15 protein-coding genes are annotated in these 16956 nt (G+C 54.3%); 9 read left to right on the top strand and 6 right to left on the bottom strand.

All coding sequences use genetic code 11. From position 1 onward, the window contains the following. Positions 1-31: 31 nt before the first annotated feature. Positions 32-367 (bottom strand): universal stress protein UspB, encoded by a 336-nt coding sequence (gene uspB, locus OGW13_RS03410; protein WP_287115642.1) that lies wholly within the window; start codon positions 365-367, stop codon positions 32-34. Between the two features lie 402 nt (positions 368-769). Here uspB and uspA point away from each other — a divergent pair, with 402 nt between their 5' ends. Continuing rightward, complete coding sequence (uspA, locus tag OGW13_RS03405; RefSeq protein ID WP_000323571.1) at positions 770-1204, top strand: universal stress protein UspA; 435 nt, start codon at positions 770-772, stop codon at positions 1202-1204. 264 nt (positions 1205-1468) lie between these two features. After that, the gene (gene dtpB / locus OGW13_RS03400) at positions 1469-2941 is read left to right on the top strand and encodes a dipeptide/tripeptide permease DtpB (protein ID WP_263507370.1); all 1473 of its coding nucleotides are present in this window, start codon (positions 1469-1471) and stop codon (positions 2939-2941) included. A 77-nt stretch (positions 2942-3018) separates the two neighbouring features. On the opposite strand, the gene rsmJ is transcribed toward dtpB, so the two are convergent. Together rsmJ and prlC are read right to left on the bottom strand one after the other, a co-directional pair. Beyond that, entirely contained in the window at positions 3019-3789 is a 771-nt protein-coding gene (gene rsmJ, locus OGW13_RS03395) for a 16S rRNA (guanine(1516)-N(2))-methyltransferase RsmJ (RefSeq protein ID WP_054176502.1), read from the bottom strand. A gap of 7 nt (positions 3790-3796) precedes the next feature. Then, a complete protein-coding gene (prlC, locus tag OGW13_RS03390) occupies positions 3797-5839 on the bottom strand; it encodes an oligopeptidase A (RefSeq protein ID WP_287115640.1) in 2043 nt (680 codons plus the stop codon). 215 nt (positions 5840-6054) lie between these two features. Here prlC and OGW13_RS03385 point away from each other — a divergent pair, with 215 nt between their 5' ends. The 4 genes from OGW13_RS03385 (at position 6055) to OGW13_RS03370 (ending at position 10672) form a co-directional block, all read left to right on the top strand. Continuing rightward, positions 6055-6897, top strand: a complete 843-nt coding sequence (locus OGW13_RS03385; protein WP_042998528.1) for a 23S rRNA (adenine(2030)-N(6))-methyltransferase RlmJ — start codon at positions 6055-6057, stop codon at positions 6895-6897. 71 nt (positions 6898-6968) lie between these two features. Beyond that, positions 6969-8321 carry a glutathione-disulfide reductase gene (gene gorA, locus OGW13_RS03380; RefSeq protein ID WP_042998529.1) on the top strand — a complete coding sequence of 451 codons (1353 nt, stop codon included), beginning with the start codon at positions 6969-6971 and terminating at the stop codon, positions 8319-8321. A gap of 164 nt (positions 8322-8485) precedes the next feature. After that, a complete protein-coding gene (locus tag OGW13_RS03375; RefSeq protein ID WP_054176504.1) occupies positions 8486-8737 on the top strand; it encodes a DUF2059 domain-containing protein in 252 nt (83 codons plus the stop codon). 285 nt (positions 8738-9022) lie between these two features. Next, positions 9023-10672 carry an alpha,alpha-trehalase gene (locus OGW13_RS03370; protein ID WP_042998531.1) on the top strand — a complete coding sequence of 550 codons (1650 nt, stop codon included), beginning with the start codon at positions 9023-9025 and terminating at the stop codon, positions 10670-10672. Between the two features lie 11 nt (positions 10673-10683). Here OGW13_RS03370 and OGW13_RS03365 read toward each other — a convergent pair whose 3' ends face one another. Then, positions 10684-12255: an STY4199 family HEPN domain-containing protein gene (locus OGW13_RS03365; protein ID WP_287115638.1), complete on the bottom strand. Its 1572-nt coding sequence runs from the start codon at positions 12253-12255 to the stop codon at positions 10684-10686. A 153-nt stretch (positions 12256-12408) separates the two neighbouring features. Here OGW13_RS03365 and OGW13_RS03360 point away from each other — a divergent pair, with 153 nt between their 5' ends. Next, positions 12409-12957 (top strand): GNAT family N-acetyltransferase, encoded by a 549-nt coding sequence (locus OGW13_RS03360; protein ID WP_287115637.1) that lies wholly within the window; start codon positions 12409-12411, stop codon positions 12955-12957. A 15-nt stretch (positions 12958-12972) separates the two neighbouring features. Here OGW13_RS03360 and OGW13_RS03355 read toward each other — a convergent pair whose 3' ends face one another. Next, a complete protein-coding gene (locus OGW13_RS03355; RefSeq protein ID WP_042998534.1) occupies positions 12973-13572 on the bottom strand; it encodes a helix-turn-helix transcriptional regulator in 600 nt (199 codons plus the stop codon). Positions 13573-13930: 358 nt separating this feature from the next. Further along, the gene (locus OGW13_RS03350) at positions 13931-14689 is read right to left on the bottom strand and encodes an SDR family NAD(P)-dependent oxidoreductase (RefSeq protein ID WP_044253710.1); all 759 of its coding nucleotides are present in this window, start codon (positions 14687-14689) and stop codon (positions 13931-13933) included. Between the two features lie 119 nt (positions 14690-14808). Between OGW13_RS03350 and OGW13_RS03345 the strand changes: the two genes are divergently transcribed. Together OGW13_RS03345 and yhjD are read left to right on the top strand one after the other, a co-directional pair. After that, positions 14809-15708: a LysR family transcriptional regulator gene (locus OGW13_RS03345; RefSeq protein ID WP_042998536.1), complete on the top strand. Its 900-nt coding sequence runs from the start codon at positions 14809-14811 to the stop codon at positions 15706-15708. 47 nt (positions 15709-15755) lie between these two features. Beyond that, complete coding sequence (gene yhjD / locus OGW13_RS03340; RefSeq protein ID WP_044253716.1) at positions 15756-16784, top strand: inner membrane protein YhjD; 1029 nt, start codon at positions 15756-15758, stop codon at positions 16782-16784. The last annotated feature ends 172 nt before the right edge of the window (positions 16785-16956 follow it).

Below are 16956 nucleotides of genomic sequence, written 5' to 3'. Positions count from 1 at the left end.
CGGGTCAGGAAACTGGCCCGCTTTTTTTTGCTCAGTGCCAAATCAACAGGGCAATAAGACTGACCACCACGAGCCCACATAGCGCGCTGGTCAGAATGAACTGACGACGTACCCGCTCACAGCGGCGGATAAACTCATTATCATGATGATCGCGGTAGCGCTGGGCGTAGATATACCACACCAGGCGTACCTGCTTATTGGGTTGGCCGTGCGAGGTGAAAAAGCCGCCCCCATCAACATACTGATAGAGCAAAGGATCGCAACCACGAAGTACCACGAGCAGCGCGCGTAGCGACGAGAAATAGCGCGCCATATTCACAATGCAAACAACACATAATGCCCAGAATAATGCAACGGTGCTTATCATACGACCTCCCCGGCGACCCGCCCACGGAGCTCCGCTCCGGGACTACCGCTCCCCGAAACTTGCCAGACAGTCAATGAAAAAGTACGACTAAAAACCGCTCATTTTGAGCTTATCATCAGAGCGGCTCTCTAAATAGTGTAGGAGATCAGTTAATTTTTTTGCCAGAAGGTTAATCACTATCAATGCAATTATCTAAATATTTTGTTTAACTATTTGGTAAGCAAGGCGGATTGACGGATTATCCAGGTCGCTATACTGTAAGGATAGTCTCTACAATTCACTTCATCGCGGCTGAGCTAGCCCCGCGTAGACATATCGCACAGTTCGCAGGACGCGAGTGACGCAAGGTAGAAAAATCGCTAGCTGGCTGGTCATCGACAACTTTATGGAAGGAGTAATACTATGGCTTACAAACATATTCTCATCGCGGTTGATCTTTCTCCGGAAAGCAAAGTTCTGGTAGAAAAAGCCGTCTCTATGGCACGGCCGTACAACGCAAAAGTTTCCCTTATCCACGTTGATGTGAACTACTCTGACCTGTATACCGGCCTGATCGACGTCAATCTGGGCGACATGCAAAAACGCATTTCTGAAGAAACTCACCACGCACTGACCGAACTGTCCACCAACGCAGGCTATCCGATTACCGAAACCCTGAGCGGCAGCGGCGATCTGGGTCAGGTGCTGGTTGACGCCATCAAGAAATACGACATGGACCTGGTCGTTTGCGGTCATCACCAGGACTTCTGGAGCAAACTGATGTCCTCCGCGCGCCAGCTGATCAACACTGTTCACGTCGATATGCTGATTGTTCCGCTACGCGACGAAGAAGAATAAAACATCGCTAACCGGGTTATCCGGTCATGTCAGAGCGCCCGCCTTTGCGGGCGTTTTTGTTTCTGTCCTCTCCACAAACGATCAGTACAACCTCCCATCCCTCCAATCATAATTAGTGTGATCAACTAATTAGAACGAAATCAATCTGTATAATACTCTACGCTACCGGCTAATGGCCGCAGTCTATAACAGAGTCAGACTTTTTCGGCGCGTTTCGTATTACGCGTTCATACTTTTCGGGATGGCATTGAAAGGCGAAGCAATATGAATACATCTGCACCAACGGGTTTGCTGCAGCAACCCCGCCCGTTCTTCATGATCTTTTTTGTCGAGTTATGGGAACGATTTGGCTATTACGGCGTTCAGGGTATCCTGGCGGTTTTCTTTGTTAAGCAACTGGGATTCTCACAAGAGCAGGCGTTTATCACCTTCGGTGCCTTTGCCGCACTGGTCTACGGTCTGATCTCGATTGGGGGGTACGTTGGCGACCACCTGCTCGGCACCAAACGTACGCTGGTGCTGGGCGCGGTTGTGCTGGCGCTTGGTTACTTCATGACGGGAATGTCGCTGCTCAAACCGGACCTTATTTTTATCGCGCTTGGGACGATTGCCGTCGGCAACGGTCTGTTTAAAGCGAACCCGGCAAGCCTGCTCTCCAAATGCTATCCGCCAAAAGATCCACGTCTGGATGGCGCATTCACACTGTTCTACATGTCGATAAACATCGGTTCGCTGCTGTCGCTGTCGCTGGCGCCGGTGATCGCAGATAAGTTTGGTTATGCCGTCACCTATAACCTGTGCGGAGCGGGGCTGATTGTCGCGCTGCTGGTCTATTTCGCCTGCCGCGGTATGGTGAAAGATATCGGTTCCGAGCCAGACCATCTGCCGATGAGCTTCCACAATCTGCTGTATGTCCTGATTGGCACCGTGGCGATGGTCTTTCTCTGCGCCTGGTTGATGCACAACGTGAAAATCGCCAACCTGGTGCTGATTGTTCTGTCGATTGCGGTGACCATTATCTTCTTCCGCCAGGCTTTCAGGCTGGATAAAACCGGGCGCAACAAGATGTTTGTGGCGTTTATCCTGATGCTCGAAGCGGTACTGTTTTACATTCTGTATGCGCAGATGCCGACATCACTGAATTTCTTTGCCATCAATAACGTTCACCATGAGATCCTCGGTTTCACGATTAACCCGGTGAGCTTTCAGGCACTGAACCCGTTCTGGGTGGTGGTTGCCAGCCCGGTGCTGGCGGCGATCTACACGCGTCTGGGTAGCAAAGGCAAAGACCTGACGATGCCGATGAAGTTTACCCTCGGGATGTTCCTGTGCTCGCTGGGCTTTCTGACCGCCGCAGCGGCAGGCATGTGGTTTGCCGATGCGCAGGGACTGACGTCACCGTGGTTTATCGTACTGGTTTATCTGTTCCAGAGCCTCGGCGAGTTGCTGATTAGCGCGCTGGGGCTGGCGATGGTCGCGGCACTGGTTCCGCAGCATCTGATGGGCTTTATTCTTGGGATGTGGTTCCTGACGCAGGCTGCTGCGTTCCTGCTGGGGGGTTACGTCGCGACCTTTACTGCCGTCCCGGAAAACATCACCGATCCGCTGCAGACATTGCCGATCTATACCGGCGTGTTCAGTAAAATCGGGCTGGTGACGCTGGCTGTCACCGTCGTAATGGCGCTGATGGTGCCGTGGCTGAACCGGATGATTAATACACCGGATACCGCGCAATAATCGTGATTGCCGGATGGCGGCTCACGCCTCATCCGGTCTACCCACACCGCGTCGTAGCCCGGATACGCGAAGCGCCATCAGGCGATCTGTTCATCCGCCAGAGGCGTGCCGGGATAAATATCAAACCGGTGCCCTTTGGTCACCACTGCATTTGGCGTAGCAACATCCGCCAGCGGCGGCGCGTAGTCCGGGCGTTTCACCACCACGCGTTTGGTTGCGAGCTGACGCGCTGGTTCCAGCAAGCCGTCGGCGTCCAGATCCGGGCCCACCAGCGACTGAAAGACGCGCATCTCTTTTTTCACCAGCGCGCTTTTCTGTTTGTGGGGAAACATCGGGTCGAGATAGACCACCTGCGGACGCGGCGTGATATCCGTCAGCGCCGTCAGGCTGGAGGCATGGATCAGCTGCAGTCGTGCCTGCAACCACGGACCGATTTCCGCATCGGCATAGCCGCGCGCCAGACCATCATCAAGTAGCGCCGCCACCACCGGGTTACGCTCCAGCATCCGCACATGACAGCCGACCGAGGCCAGAACGAATGCATCACGCCCCAGACCCGCAGTCGCATCGACGACATCTGGCAAATAGTCGCCTTTAACGCCCACCGCTTTTGCCACCGCTTCACCGCGACCGCCGCCGAACTTGCGGCGATGGGCCATCGCCCCGCCGACAAAATCCACGAAAATACCGCCGAGCTTCGGTTCATCGCGCTTACGCAACTCCAGATGCTCCGGTGTCAGCACCAGCGCCATCAGGTTGTTTTCGTCGTGTTCCAGGCCCCAGCGGGAGGCCAGAACAGATAAGGCGCCGTCTCCGGCGCCTGTTTCATCCAGTAAACAAATTTTCACTGAAGAACTAGCCTTTAATTCCGTAATGCTCAAGCATCGCGTCGAGCTGCGGCTCGCGGCCACGGAAACGTTTGAACAGTTCCATTGGCTCTTCAGACCCGCCACGCGTCAGGATGTTATCCAGGAATGACTGGCCGGTATCGCGATTGAAAATGCCTTCTTCTTCGAAGCGAGAGAACGCATCCGCAGCCAGCACATCAGCCCACAGGTAGCTGTAATACCCCGCCGCATAACCACCGGCGAAAATGTGACTGAATGCATGCGGGAAACGCCCCCAAGACGGCCCCGGCACCACGGCGACCTGTTTTTTGATTTCCGCCAGCGTTTCGAGGATTTTCGCCCCTTGCTGCGGGTCAAATTCCGCATGCAGACGGAAGTCAAACAGACCGAACTCCAACTGACGCAGGATAAACAGCGCCGCCTGGTAGTTCTTCGCCGCCAGCATTTTATCCAGTAATTCCTTCGGCAGCGGTTCGCCAGTCTCGTAATGGCCGGAGATAAACGCCAGCGCGTCCGGTTCCCAGCACCAGTTTTCCATAAACTGGCTCGGCAGCTCGACCGCATCCCACGGCACGCCGTTGATCCCGGAAACGCCAGCGGTCTCGATGCGGGTCAGCATGTGATGCAGGCCGTGACCAAATTCGTGGAACAGAGTGATCACTTCATCGTGGGTGAACAGCGCCGGTTTGCCATTCACCGGGCGGTTAAAGTTACAGGTCAGGTAAGCGACCGGTTTTTGCAGTGAGCCGTCGGATTTACGCATCTGACCGACGCAGTCATCCATCCACGCCCCGCCGCGTTTGTGCTCACGGGCATAGAGATCGAGATAGAAGCTGCCGCGCAGTTCATTGTTTTCGTCATACAGCTCAAAGAAACGCACGTCCGGATGCCAGACATCCACATCCTTACGCTCTTTTGCGGTAATACCATAAATACGTTTCACCACTTCAAACAAGCCGTTAACGGCTTTGTTTTCCGGGAAGTACGGACGTAATTGCTCATCACTGATGCTGTAGAGATGCTGCTTCTGTTTTTCGCTGTAGTACGCGATACCCCACGGGTTCAGCTCATCGACGCCAAACTCCGTTTTCGCGAAGGCGCGCAGTTGCGCCAGCTCTTTCTCGCCTTGCGGACGCGCGCGTTTTGCCAGATCGGTTAAAAACTCCAGCACCTGCTGCGGGTTTTCCGCCATTTTGGTGGCGAGCGATTTAAAGGCATAGCTTTCAAAGCCCAGCAGTTGCGCCAGCTCGTGGCGCAGGGCGAGAATTTCCGCCATCACCGGGCTGTTGTCCCATTTACCGGCGTTAGGTCCTTGATCGGACGCCCGGGTCACATAGGCACGATACATCTCTTCACGAAGCTGCCCGTTGTCACAGTAAGTCATCACCGGCAGGTAGCTCGGGATATCCAGCGTCAGCAGATAGCCTTCCTGCTCTTTCGCTTCAGCCTGTGCTTTTGCTGCCGCCAGCGCGCTTTCCGGCATCCCGGCCAGCTCTGCTTCATCAGTAATCAGCTTCGTCCAGCCCATGGTGGCGTCGAGGACGTTGTTGCTGTACAGGTTGCCCAGTTCAGACAGGCGGGTGGCGATCTCACCGTAGCGCTGCTGTTTTTCTTTCGGCAGGCCAATCCCGGAGAGCTCAAAATCACGCAGCGCGTTATCCACGGCTTTTTTCTGTGCGGTGTTCAGCGTGGCGTAATGATCGCCGTCACGCAGGTCACGGTATGCCTTGTATAAACCTTCATGCTGACCGACCCAGGTGCTGTATTCCGATAGCAACGGCAGGGTTTGCTCGTAGGCTTCGCGCAGTTCCGGGCTGTTTTTTACTGAATTCAGATGGCTGACCGGAGAAAAAATACGCCCCAGGACGTCATCGACTTCCGCCAACGGTTGGCAAAGATTTTCCCAGCTGTAGGGTGCGCCCTGTGCTACGACGCGCTCCACATTCTCACGGCAGTCGTTCAGCGCTTTGGTTACCGCCGGGACCACATGTTCCGGCTGAATGTTGGAAAAAGGCGGTAGCTCGAAAGGCGTCAGTAAAGGATTGGTCATAAACGCTGTCCTGTTAGAATAAGGTGAATGTCGCGCGCGTCCGGCGCTGTGCAATATCCCTGTAGAATGGGGATAAGTGTAGAGGATTTCAATGCCAGGCGTTGCGCTTTCGCGGCAGCGGTGAGTTTTCTGTATACTGTGGCGATAGGCTTTTTATTCGCCCGAAAGCGTGACGCTAATCGGGCCTACGTTTACAACCTGGAACACGTTTACCCATGCTCAGTTATCGCCACAGCTTCCACGCTGGCAACCACGCCGACGTCCTTAAACACACGGTTCAGAGCCTGATCATCGAGTCGCTCAAAGAGAAAGAGAAGCCGTTTCTCTATCTGGACACCCATGCAGGCGCGGGCCGTTATCAGCTAAGCGGCGAGCATGCTGAACGCACTGGTGAATACCTGGAAGGTATCGCCCGCATCTGGCAGCAGGACGATCTGCCGGCCGAACTCGAGCCGTACATCGGCGTGGTCAAACACTTCAACCGTAGCGGGCAACTGCGTTACTACCCCGGCTCCCCGCTGATCGCGCGTCAACTGCTGCGCGAGCAGGACAGCCTGCATATGACGGAGCTGCATCCGAGTGATTTCCCGCTGCTGCGAGGTGAATTCCAGAAAGATGAACGTGCCCGCGTAGCCCGTGCCGACGGCTATCAGCAACTGAAGGCAAAGCTGCCGCCGGTCTCTCGTCGTGGTTTGATTCTCATCGACCCGCCTTACGAGATTAAATCGGACTACCAGGCCGTTGTCGCCGGGATTAGCGAAGGCTATAAACGTTTTGCCACTGGGACGTATGCGCTGTGGTATCCGGTCGTGTTACGCCAGCAAATCAAGCGCATGGTGCACGATCTGGAAGCGACCGGCATCCGTAAAATCCTGCAAATTGAGCTGGCGGTCCGCCCGGACAGCGACCAGCGCGGCATGACCGCCTCCGGCATGATTGTGGTCAACCCGCCGTGGAAGCTGGAAGCACAAATGAACACAGTGCTACCGTGGCTGCACAGCAAGCTGGTGCCAGCGGGTACCGGGCATACCTTAGTAAACTGGATCGTGCCTGAGTAATTGCAGCCATCGGTGGAAACTATTGATTTCAGGTATACAATCGCGGCAATCAGAATGTAAGGAAAAGACGCATGAGCAAGCATTATGACTACATCGCCATCGGCGGTGGCAGCGGCGGTATCGCCTCGATTAACCGTGCAGCCATGTACGGCCAGAAGTGTGCGCTGATTGAAGCCAAAGCGCTGGGCGGCACCTGCGTTAACGTCGGGTGCGTCCCGAAAAAAGTAATGTGGCATGCTGCGCAGATCCGTGAAGCGATCCACCTGTATGGTCCGGACTACGGGTTTGACACCACGATCAATAAATTCAACTGGGATACGCTGATTGCCAGCCGTACTGCCTATATCGACCGCATTCACACCTCGTATGACAACGTGCTGGGTAAAAATAACGTTGATGTGATCAAAGGTTTTGCCCGCTTCGTCGATGCCAAAACCATTGAAGTCAACGGTGAAACAATTACTGCCGATCACATTCTCATCGCCACGGGGGGTCGTCCGAGCCACCCGGATATTCCGGGCGTGGAATACGGTATCGACTCCGATGGTTTCTTTGAACTGCCGGCCCTGCCGGAGCGCGTCGCGGTTGTCGGTGCCGGTTATATCGCCGTTGAACTGGCGGGCGTGATTAACGGTCTGGGTGCCAAAACCCATCTGTTCGTGCGTAAGCATGCGCCACTGCGCAGTTTTGACCCGATGATTACCGAAACGCTGGTGGAAGTGATGAATGCCGAAGGCCCGACGCTTCACACCCACGCCATTCCGAAAGCGGTCGTGAAAAACGCCGACGGTAGCCTGACGCTTGAACTGGAAGACGGTCGCAGTGAAACGGTCGATTGCCTGATTTGGGCGATTGGTCGTGAACCGGCAACCGATAATTTCAACCTGGCAGCGACCGGCGTAAAAACCAACGACAAAGGGTATATCGTCGTCGATAAATACCAGAATACCAGCGTGGACGGGATTTATGCGGTCGGAGATAACACCGGCGCTGTCGAGCTGACGCCAGTTGCTGTTGCGGCAGGTCGCCGTCTTTCTGAGCGCCTGTTTAACAACAAGCCGGACGAGCATCTGGACTACAGCAATATTCCTACCGTGGTCTTCAGCCACCCGCCGATTGGCACCGTAGGTCTGACCGAACCGCAGGCGCGCGAGCAGTATGGCGATGCGCAGGTGAAAGTGTATAAATCTTCGTTTACTGCAATGTATACCGCGGTAACCTCACACCGCCAGCCGTGCCGCATGAAGTTAGTCTGCGTCGGCCCGGAAGAGAAAATCGTCGGCATCCACGGTATCGGCTTTGGCATGGATGAAATGTTGCAGGGCTTTGCAGTAGCGCTGAAAATGGGCGCCACCAAGAAAGACTTCGACAACACCGTGGCCATTCACCCGACGGCAGCGGAAGAGTTTGTGACCATGCGTTAATGTTCCTGACCCCGTGATTTCACGGGGTTTTTTCTGCAATTTAAAAATGGACAATTTAGTTCCTCCTCATAACACGACTTTCCCCCGGGTATAAATTAAAATCCGCAGCAATACTTGCCGCGCTAATAGTATCTAATGCTATTTATTTTAAGAGGTTTTACCCGATGAGAAAGACATTACTTCCTGCTTTAATTGCCGTCGTTTTATTCCCGGTTGTGACACTCCCGGCGCATGCCACCGCGCGGGCTGAAAAACGTCAGGACGCCCGTGAGATCCGCCAGGATGCCCGTCAGGACGGTCGTGAAACAAAACGGGAATGTGTCCGGAATAACGATGAAAGTAATTCCCAGTGCCGCCAGGATAAACGTGAAAACCGCCGCGAAGGGCGTCGTGACGCGCGTGATGAGAAATGGTAATCCCCGTATTCAGCGGGGTAGGAAACCTTATCCAGGCGACGTCCCGACAATATTCACAATTCGTTTCATTCGAATGTTCCGAAAATAGGGATTCGCCAGTCGACACGTAATAAAAATTATCACCGATTATCAATGTATTGTGCTTTTTTCCCGGTTTGCGGCGATTGTGTAAACGTGATCTGCCGCACACTTTGCACCGCACACACCGAAGCGAATGTCTACGCTTAAAAGACAGCCGGGCAACACCCGTATCCTTTACGACGCCATCCGGAGGTCTTTCTCATTATGATCAACCAGAAACTGCAACACGCCCCGTCAGAGGAAATCACGATCGACGTCGATCTTTTCTACGAAACGGATCCGTGCGAGTTAAAACTGGATGAGATGATTGAAGCAGAACCGGAACCTGAGATGATTGAGGGGCTCCCCGCCTCTGACGCCCTGACACCAGCCGATCGCTATCTTGAACTGTTCGAGCATGTACAATCCTCGAAAATTTTTGCCGACAGCAAAACGTTTCCTGACTGTGCGCCGAAAATGGATCCGCTCGATATTCTGATTCGCTACCGCAAAGTCCGTCGTCATCGGGATTTCGATTTACGCCGCTTTGTCGAAAATCACTTCTGGCTGCCTGAAGTCTTCGACAGCGCGTATGTTTCCAACCCGGAAAATTCGCTGAAAGAGCATATTGACCAGTTGTGGCCGGTACTCACCCGCGAGCCGCAGGATCATATTCCGTGGTCATCGCTGCTGGCGCTACCGCAATCCTATATCGTGCCAGGTGGTCGATTCAGCGAAACCTACTACTGGGATTCCTATTTCACCATGCTGGGTCTGGCGGAAAGCGGTCGCGAAGACCTGCTGAAATGTATGGCAGATAACTTTGCGTGGATGATTGAAAACTACGGCCATATTCCGAACGGCAACCGTACTTATTACCTCAGCCGCTCGCAGCCGCCGGTGTTTGCGCTGATGGTCGAACTGTTCGAAGAGGACGGCGTTCGCGGCGCACGGCGCTACCTCGACCATCTGAAGATGGAGTATGCCTTCTGGATGGACGGCGCAGAGTCGCTGGTGCTCAACCAGGCATATCGCCATGCCGTCAGGATGCCGGACGGTTCACTGCTCAACCGCTACTGGGATGACCGCGACACGCCGCGCGATGAATCATGGCTGGAAGATGTGGAAACTGCCAAACATTCTGGTCGTCCGCCGAACGAGGTGTACCGCGATCTGCGCGCCGGTGCGGCATCGGGCTGGGACTATTCTTCCCGCTGGCTACGTGACCCCACACGACTGGCGAGCATTCGCACCACGCAGTTTATCCCTATCGATCTCAACGCCTTTCTGTTCAAACTGGAGAGCACCATCGCCAATATTTCAGCGCTAAAAGGCGAACGTGACGTTGAGGCACTGTTCCGCCAGAAGGCGAGCAATCGACGGGCTGCCGTCAACCGCTATCTGTGGGATGAGGAAAATGGCTGCTTTCGCGACTATGACTGGCGGCGGGAGCAAATGGCGCTGTTCTCTGCCGCCAGCATTGTCCCGCTTTACGTCGGGATGGCGACCCATGAACAGGCCGATCGGCTGGGGGATACCGTGCGTGCTCGCCTGTTGACGCCCGGCGGCATTATGGCCTCCGAGTACGAAACCGGCGAGCAGTGGGATAAACCCAACGGTTGGGCGCCGCTACAATGGATGGCAATTCAGGGTTTTAAGATGTACGGCGATGATGCGCTGGGAGACGAAATCGCCCATAGCTGGCTGCAGACGGTGAATCAGTTTTATCAGCAACATCATAAGCTTATTGAGAAATACCATATCGCCAGCGGCACCCCGCGCGAAGGGGGCGGCGGCGAATATCCGTTGCAGGATGGCTTTGGCTGGACCAACGGCGTCGCACGGCGCCTGATTGGGCTGTATGGAGAACCATAACGGTTACTCTATCACGTCAAAATGGCGCGCTGAATCTTCAGCCATTTCTCGTTATCCGCGCTGGGATCGGCGCGGAAACGCCGCTCTGCCTGCCCGGTATCATGCTGCTGTCGCGCTATCACCGCAGGCACTGTGCAGAAACGCTTCAGATAAGCTTTGTGTTCGCCCGTCAGCGGCGCACCACCGGACATGGCGTGACCCAACGTATTGATAAAGCGTCGACACGGTTTGCTTTCATCCATCTGCGAAGGGTAGCGCAACAGTAACTCGAGGACATCGGTATTGTTGCGGGCAAACGCCGTTTCGGTCCACGAGACCTGCCAGTTCATACCGCCCTGCAAAAAAAGCGCGGTGATCCGGGTGTCATTGCGATCGATCGCCGCACGCATGTTAAACACATCCCAGGTGATCCCCATCTGCGTCACCATTTCGCGTGCGGAAGGCAATTCGCGCTTGGGCTCTGCCTGGGTGATCTTGATGTTCGGCGCGGGCGCGGGCGGTTGCGAACTCACTAACCACGCTCCACCGCCCAGGATGGCGATCACCATGAGCCCCACCGCGCCCCAGAGCACGCCAGTGATCAGTTGTTCACGTTCTTCCGCCGTGCGCAGCGAACGCTTGCGCAGGGGTTCAATGGATTCGCCAATTTCCTCGGTATCGCCTCCCGCCTGACGGTCCTTTTTCCGCGCCTCCTCCCAAAACTGCGCCAGTTGCCCCTCTTCCACAATCATTAACGCCGCCGGATTAATGCGGGCGCGCCCTTGCTCATAGGCCCGCTGGACAGGACGGACAATATGCTGAAACTGGCAGGAGAGTAACGTCAACTGTGCCGAAGACAGCGGCTCCCCGGCCAGCACCGTGTTACGCGCCTGGCGACAGTCATCGAGAAACACCCGCAGCGTCAGGCGCGGTTCAACAAACAGGTTCAGCACTGACGCATCGTTAAAGATGCCGGAATAGTGGCGGGTGAAGGTCTTTTTATCGACAATCATCAGCGCCAGCTCGCTAAAACGCATCCCATTCAGCGGATCCTGGCGTTCACCCAGCTTAATCCAGCGTCTGAGCTTATCCGCGCCAAAGTTGTCTTTGAGGTAATTATTGAGCTGCGTTTTATCCGGCCACATCTGCGAGATAAGCGCAGTCAGGGTTAACTCAATCGTGCGTAACTGCCGTTCTGCGCGTACTTGCTGACTGTGGTCGGCCTCTTCAATGTCCGTTTTAAAATTGAGTAACGATTGATGATGGCGCAGCAATTCCAGCGACCTGACCACGCGCAGGGCGGCAATCAGTTGGTTCTCACTGACCTCCTGCCCGCTGTCATATTGCGGTACGCACTGCTGGAGATGGCGCAGTTGCAGCGTGAACTGGCTCAGTTGCGCGTCGTTGAGATGCAAACGCCGGGCGACCTGGCTCCAGCCGCCCAGGTTCAGCCGGGCTTGATCCAGGTGTTCCAGAAACCATCGCGGATCTTTGCCGTCAGAGGCATGCACCCCCAGCATCAGCAGGATCTCCACCGAAGCCTGGCGGATAATCCCCAGACAGTGTTCAAAGGTGGTGCGTGTCGTCAAAACGCTAATCGTCATTCTCTTCCTTCGCTAAAAGCGCCCCCATACGGAGACCATTAATTTTGCTTTAGTTCTTTGTTTTAATTATTAGTTTTTATAGATATAACAAGTTCAATAATTAATACAGTGACCGCTACGTGAACATTGAGAAATATCCCAGGAGATAGCCCTGTGCCCATACTGAAAACAGCCCGCCTGACCTGTCGCCCGATAACCTCTGCCGACTGGCCCTTTTTTCTCGCGCTGCAGCAGGATCCGGACGTGATGCGTCATGTGGCCGACGCGCGAAGTGAGCGCGACATTCGGGAAGCGTTCGATTCTCGCTTACCGACATGGTGTCCAGGAGACTCTCACTGGCTGTGTTTGCTCCTGTGCGATAACGAAAGCCACAAGCCGCTCGGGGTGACGGGCTATATTCATCGAGGGGAAGTCTGTGCTGAGGTCGGGTTCTTGTTGACGCCCGGCGCGCAGGGAAAGGGATACGGGACAGAATCACTACGCGCCGTCTGCGATTACGCATTTACCACCGGCGGTCTGCGCCGTCTGACCGCTTGTGTCACTGAAGGTAATCAGGCTTCCCGGCATGTGCTGGAGAAAGTGGGATTTATACTGGAAGGGACGCTCAGGGAGAGTTACTGGCTACAACAGCGCTGGCAGAATGACTGGCTGCTGGGGTTATTAAAACAGGAATATATTACGACCGCAGGAGCCCGGCCGTAATATCACTGCAGGGTATTAAGGCTGAACCAGCAGCATCGCCGCCTGGGTGCGATTTTTAACATCCAGTCGGCGGTAGAGTGATTCAAGATGCGCTTTCACCGTTCCGGTACTGATATTTAACGCCCGGCCAATTTCCTTATTTGACTCGCCTGATGCCAGCATCGTCAAAATTTCCCTCTGCCGGGCGCTTAATGCATGAATATCACGATATTCCGCAGCCGGAGTCGTTAGCCATTCGCCAGGTAAAAACATCATCCCCATCGCAACGCTATTGATCGCCAGTACAAATTTTTCCGGTTCAGAATCGCGGGAAATAATCGCGAGTACATTATATTGCGTCAGTTCCTGTAAACCTTTTTTCGCGCAGTCCGTCGCGATAATTAAGGTTTTGACGAGGGGGAACTGTTGCACCGTTTTTTGCAGGATCCAACGGCAAAACTCACCGTCAAGATCGCCATCCAGCATGAGCAGGGCTTCCGGGTTTTCTTCCAGTTTATACCAGAGTTCATCGGCCTGACTGACACCCTGAATACTCACTCCTGGAATTCGTTGCTGTAAACTGATTTTCATTCCATGAATAAATATTGACTGCCTGTCAAACATGATGATTTGCATTACTCTCTCCACCGTTTCCGATAATAACATTAAGGAGGGGAAGGGTATTACCCGATGGGTAAAATAAACATTCGCCATTTGGCGGGGGGCCATTTTACAGATATCACGTCGGGAGAGAAGTAAAAAAACATTTTTTTACAGCTGAAACACGAGAATTACATCCGGGGATAAAAAACGGGCAATGACTTAAGGAATTCCTTATATTTCACTACCCACTATCTTAATTGAAAATTAAATCTCAGTGAGAATAACGAACGCGCAGGAGAAAAGAAATTATCGCCTGCGCGAAATTATGTTACAGAATTAAAATTCGCATTTCATGATCATTCATCGCACGTAAAGGCTCGCTGAATTCAGCTTACAGGAACATCCCGCCCGAGACTTCAATACGCTGCGCCGTCATCCATGCCAGTTCGTCGCTGAGTAACGCCGCAATCGCATCGCCAATATCATCGGGCAAACCAGCGCGGCCCAGCGCCGTCTGCGAAGCCACATACGCATTCAGTTCTTTATTATCCCGCAGATGACCACCGCCAAAATCGGTCTCAATGGCGCCGGGCGCAATGGCATTCACCGAGATCCCACGCGCGCCCAGTTCTTTCGCCTGGTAGCGCGTCAGCACTTCCATCGCCCCTTTCATTGACGCGTAGGCGGCATACCCCGGCAGGGCAAAACGCGCCAGCCCGGTTGAAACATTAAGAATACGTCCGCCCTCGTTAATCAACGGCAACAGGTGCTGCGTCAGGAAAAACGGGCCTTTAAAATGGATGCGCATCAGTTCGTCAAACATCTCTTCTGAGGTGTCAGCATACGGCGCGTATAGCCCGATCCCGGCATTGTTCACTAAATAATCAAACGTCTCTCTGTTCCAGTGCGTTTGCAACTGCGTTTTCACCTCAGAGGCAAAAGCTGCAAAACTGGCACTATCACCGACATTCAATTGAATTGCTGCCGCTTTCCTGCCTTTTTGCTCAATTTCAGCGACGACATCCCGCGCCGCCTGCTGTTGACTGTGGTAAGTAAAGAGAATATCCGTTCCTTTGTCCGCCAGCTTAAGCGCGGCATTTTTACCCAGCCCGCGGCTCCCGCCGGTCACCAATGCGATACGTTGCGTCATAAGAAACCTCATTTCAGCTGTTGTGTGGATTGAGGTAAAGCTTATTAGGTGATAGAAAAACAATAAATGTCGCTAATTGCGCATGACTGTTTCATCTGGAACAACAATAGGGCTACAGGATGGATAAAATTCATGCAATGCAGTTATTCATTCGTGTCGCAGAGCTGGAGAGTTTTTCTCGCGCAGCCGACACGCTCGGACTCCCGAAAGGTAGCGTATCGCGCCAGATTCAGGCGCTGGAAAACCATCTTGGCACCCAGCTTTTACACCGCACCACGCGGCGGGTACAACTGACGCAGGACGGCATGGTCTATTACGAACGGGCGAAAGATCTGTTGAGCAATCTGGATGAACTGGACGGTCTGTTTCAGCACGATCCCACCAGCATCAGCGGTAAGCTACGAGTCGATATGCCGGTTGGCGTCGCGCGAAATCTGGTGATCCCCCGCCTGCCCGCCTTTTTGCAGCAGTACCCTGGGATTGAACTGGAGCTCAGCAGCAGTGACCGACTGGTGGATTTGATCCGCGAAGGTTTTGACTGCGTGGTGCGCGTCGGCACGCTGAAAGACTCGGGACTGATCGCGCGTCCGCTGGGCAAGCTTACCGTGATCAACTGCGCCAGCCAACAGTACCTGACGCGTTTTGGCTATCCGGAAAGCCTTGAAGACCTCGCCTCCCATGCGGTAGTACATTACTCGCAAAATCTGGGAACACGACCGCCAGGCTTTGAAATCGCCACCAGCAGCGGGACACAGTGGATAAAAACCGGCGGTACGCTAACGGTTAACAGCACCGAAACCTATCACGCCGCCTGTCTGGCTGGGCTGGGAATTATTCAGGTTCCGCGCGTCGGGGTTCGTGAGGCGTTACGCAATGGCACGCTCGTTGAGGTGCTGCCGCAATACCGCGCCTTGCCGATGCCGGTATCGCTGCTTTACCCACACCGGCGTAATCTTTCACGCCGTGTGCACCTGTTTATGGAGTGGCTGACCGGGGTAATGAAGGACTACGTGGACTGAGACGCTATACTGTCCAGAGAATTAACAAAAAAAGGACGCCTGACCTGATGATGCAGGATAACGACGTAAAACGCCCCACTCAGGAACTTGAACACGACCCGGTACGCAAAATCGACACGACCGGGGACGCCGAGCACGAGAAGAAAAGCACCGCCAGCGAGACGCTGAAAACGGTGACCACCACCGTCGAAAAAATCCAGCGCATTCCGGTGATTGCGCATCTGCTCCGCGCGGCTGAACGCTTTAACGATCGGTTAGGGAACCAGTTCGGCGCGGCCATTACCTACTTCTCGTTTTTGTCGATGATCCCCATCCTGATGGTGTCGTTTGCCGCCGCAGGCTTTATTCTTGCCTCGCATCCCACGCTGTTGCAGGACATCTTCACTAAAATCCTGATGAACGTCAGCGACCCGACGCTTGCCGCTACGCTGAAAAGCACCATCAATACGGCGGTACAGCAGCGTACCACCGTTGGTCTGGTCGGGTTAGGGATCGCCCTCTACTCCGGGATTAACTGGATGGGCAACCTGCGCGAGGCGATCCGCGCCCAGTCGCGGGACGTCTGGGAGCGCACGCCGCAGGATCAGGAAAAAATCTGGATCAAATACCTGCGCGATTTCATCTCACTGATTGGCCTGTTGATTGCACTGATTGTGACGCTGTCGATCACCTCGGTCGCCGGTTCGGCGCAACAGATGATTATCTCCGCCCTCTATCTCGACAGCATTGAGTGGCTAAAGCCCACCTGGCGGTTGATTGGCCTGGCGATCTCCATTTTTGCCAACTACCTGTTGTTCTTCTGGATTTTCTGGCGTCTGCCGCGTCATCGTCCACGTAAAAAGGCATTGATTCGCGGCACGCTGATTGCGGCGATTGGCTTTGAAGTCATTAAAATCATCATGACCTGGACGCTGCCGGCGCTGGTGAAATCCCCTTCCGGCGCGGCGTTTGGTTCCGTACTGGGACTGATGGCGTTCTTCTACTTTTTCGCACGTCTGACGCTGTTCTGCGCGGCGTGGATTGCAACCGCCGAATACAAAGACGATCCCCGGATGCCGGGCAAAACGCACCGTTGATGCGCGGTATTATGCCGGATGGCGCTGTGCTTATCCGGCCTAACTTTCACCCGCTACCCAGGCCAGATAAGTGTCTTACGTCGCCATCCGGCAATATGTTCAGGCACTTACTTCCGCCTCGCTCCGTTCATTTAGCACATAAATCCAGTCCTTAACTTTTATTTAACCAAAA

It is taken from the genome of Citrobacter sp. Ca225 (assembly GCF_030337175.1).
Taxonomy (GTDB): Bacteria; Pseudomonadota; Gammaproteobacteria; order Enterobacterales; family Enterobacteriaceae; genus Citrobacter_A; species Citrobacter_A amalonaticus.
The sequence above is the reverse complement of the archived record's forward strand: the minus strand, read 5'-3'. Positions and strand labels throughout refer to the sequence as shown.

Excerpts from the sequence above, each read along its gene's own strand:
- uspB (WP_287115642.1), bottom strand. The coding sequence starts at position 367 with ATGATAAGCACCGTTGCATTATTCTGGGCATTATGTGTTGTTTGCATT.
- uspA (WP_000323571.1), top strand. The coding sequence starts at position 770 with ATGGCTTACAAACATATTCTCATCGCGGTTGATCTTTCTCCGGAAAGC.
- dtpB (WP_263507370.1), top strand. The coding sequence starts at position 1,469 with ATGAATACATCTGCACCAACGGGTTTGCTGCAGCAACCCCGCCCGTTC.
- prlC (WP_287115640.1), bottom strand. The coding sequence starts at position 5,839 with ATGACCAATCCTTTACTGACGCCTTTCGAGCTACCGCCTTTTTCCAAC.
- OGW13_RS03385 (WP_042998528.1), top strand. The coding sequence starts at position 6,055 with ATGCTCAGTTATCGCCACAGCTTCCACGCTGGCAACCACGCCGACGTC.
- gorA (WP_042998529.1), top strand. The coding sequence starts at position 6,969 with ATGAGCAAGCATTATGACTACATCGCCATCGGCGGTGGCAGCGGCGGT.
- OGW13_RS03375 (WP_054176504.1), top strand. The coding sequence starts at position 8,486 with ATGAGAAAGACATTACTTCCTGCTTTAATTGCCGTCGTTTTATTCCCG.
- OGW13_RS03370 (WP_042998531.1), top strand. The coding sequence starts at position 9,023 with ATGATCAACCAGAAACTGCAACACGCCCCGTCAGAGGAAATCACGATC.
- OGW13_RS03365 (WP_287115638.1), bottom strand. The coding sequence starts at position 12,255 with ATGACGATTAGCGTTTTGACGACACGCACCACCTTTGAACACTGTCTG.
- OGW13_RS03355 (WP_042998534.1), bottom strand. The coding sequence starts at position 13,572 with ATGCAAATCATCATGTTTGACAGGCAGTCAATATTTATTCATGGAATG.
- OGW13_RS03350 (WP_044253710.1), bottom strand. The coding sequence starts at position 14,689 with ATGACGCAACGTATCGCATTGGTGACCGGCGGGAGCCGCGGGCTGGGT.
- OGW13_RS03345 (WP_042998536.1), top strand. The coding sequence starts at position 14,809 with ATGGATAAAATTCATGCAATGCAGTTATTCATTCGTGTCGCAGAGCTG.
- yhjD (WP_044253716.1), top strand. The coding sequence starts at position 15,756 with ATGATGCAGGATAACGACGTAAAACGCCCCACTCAGGAACTTGAACAC.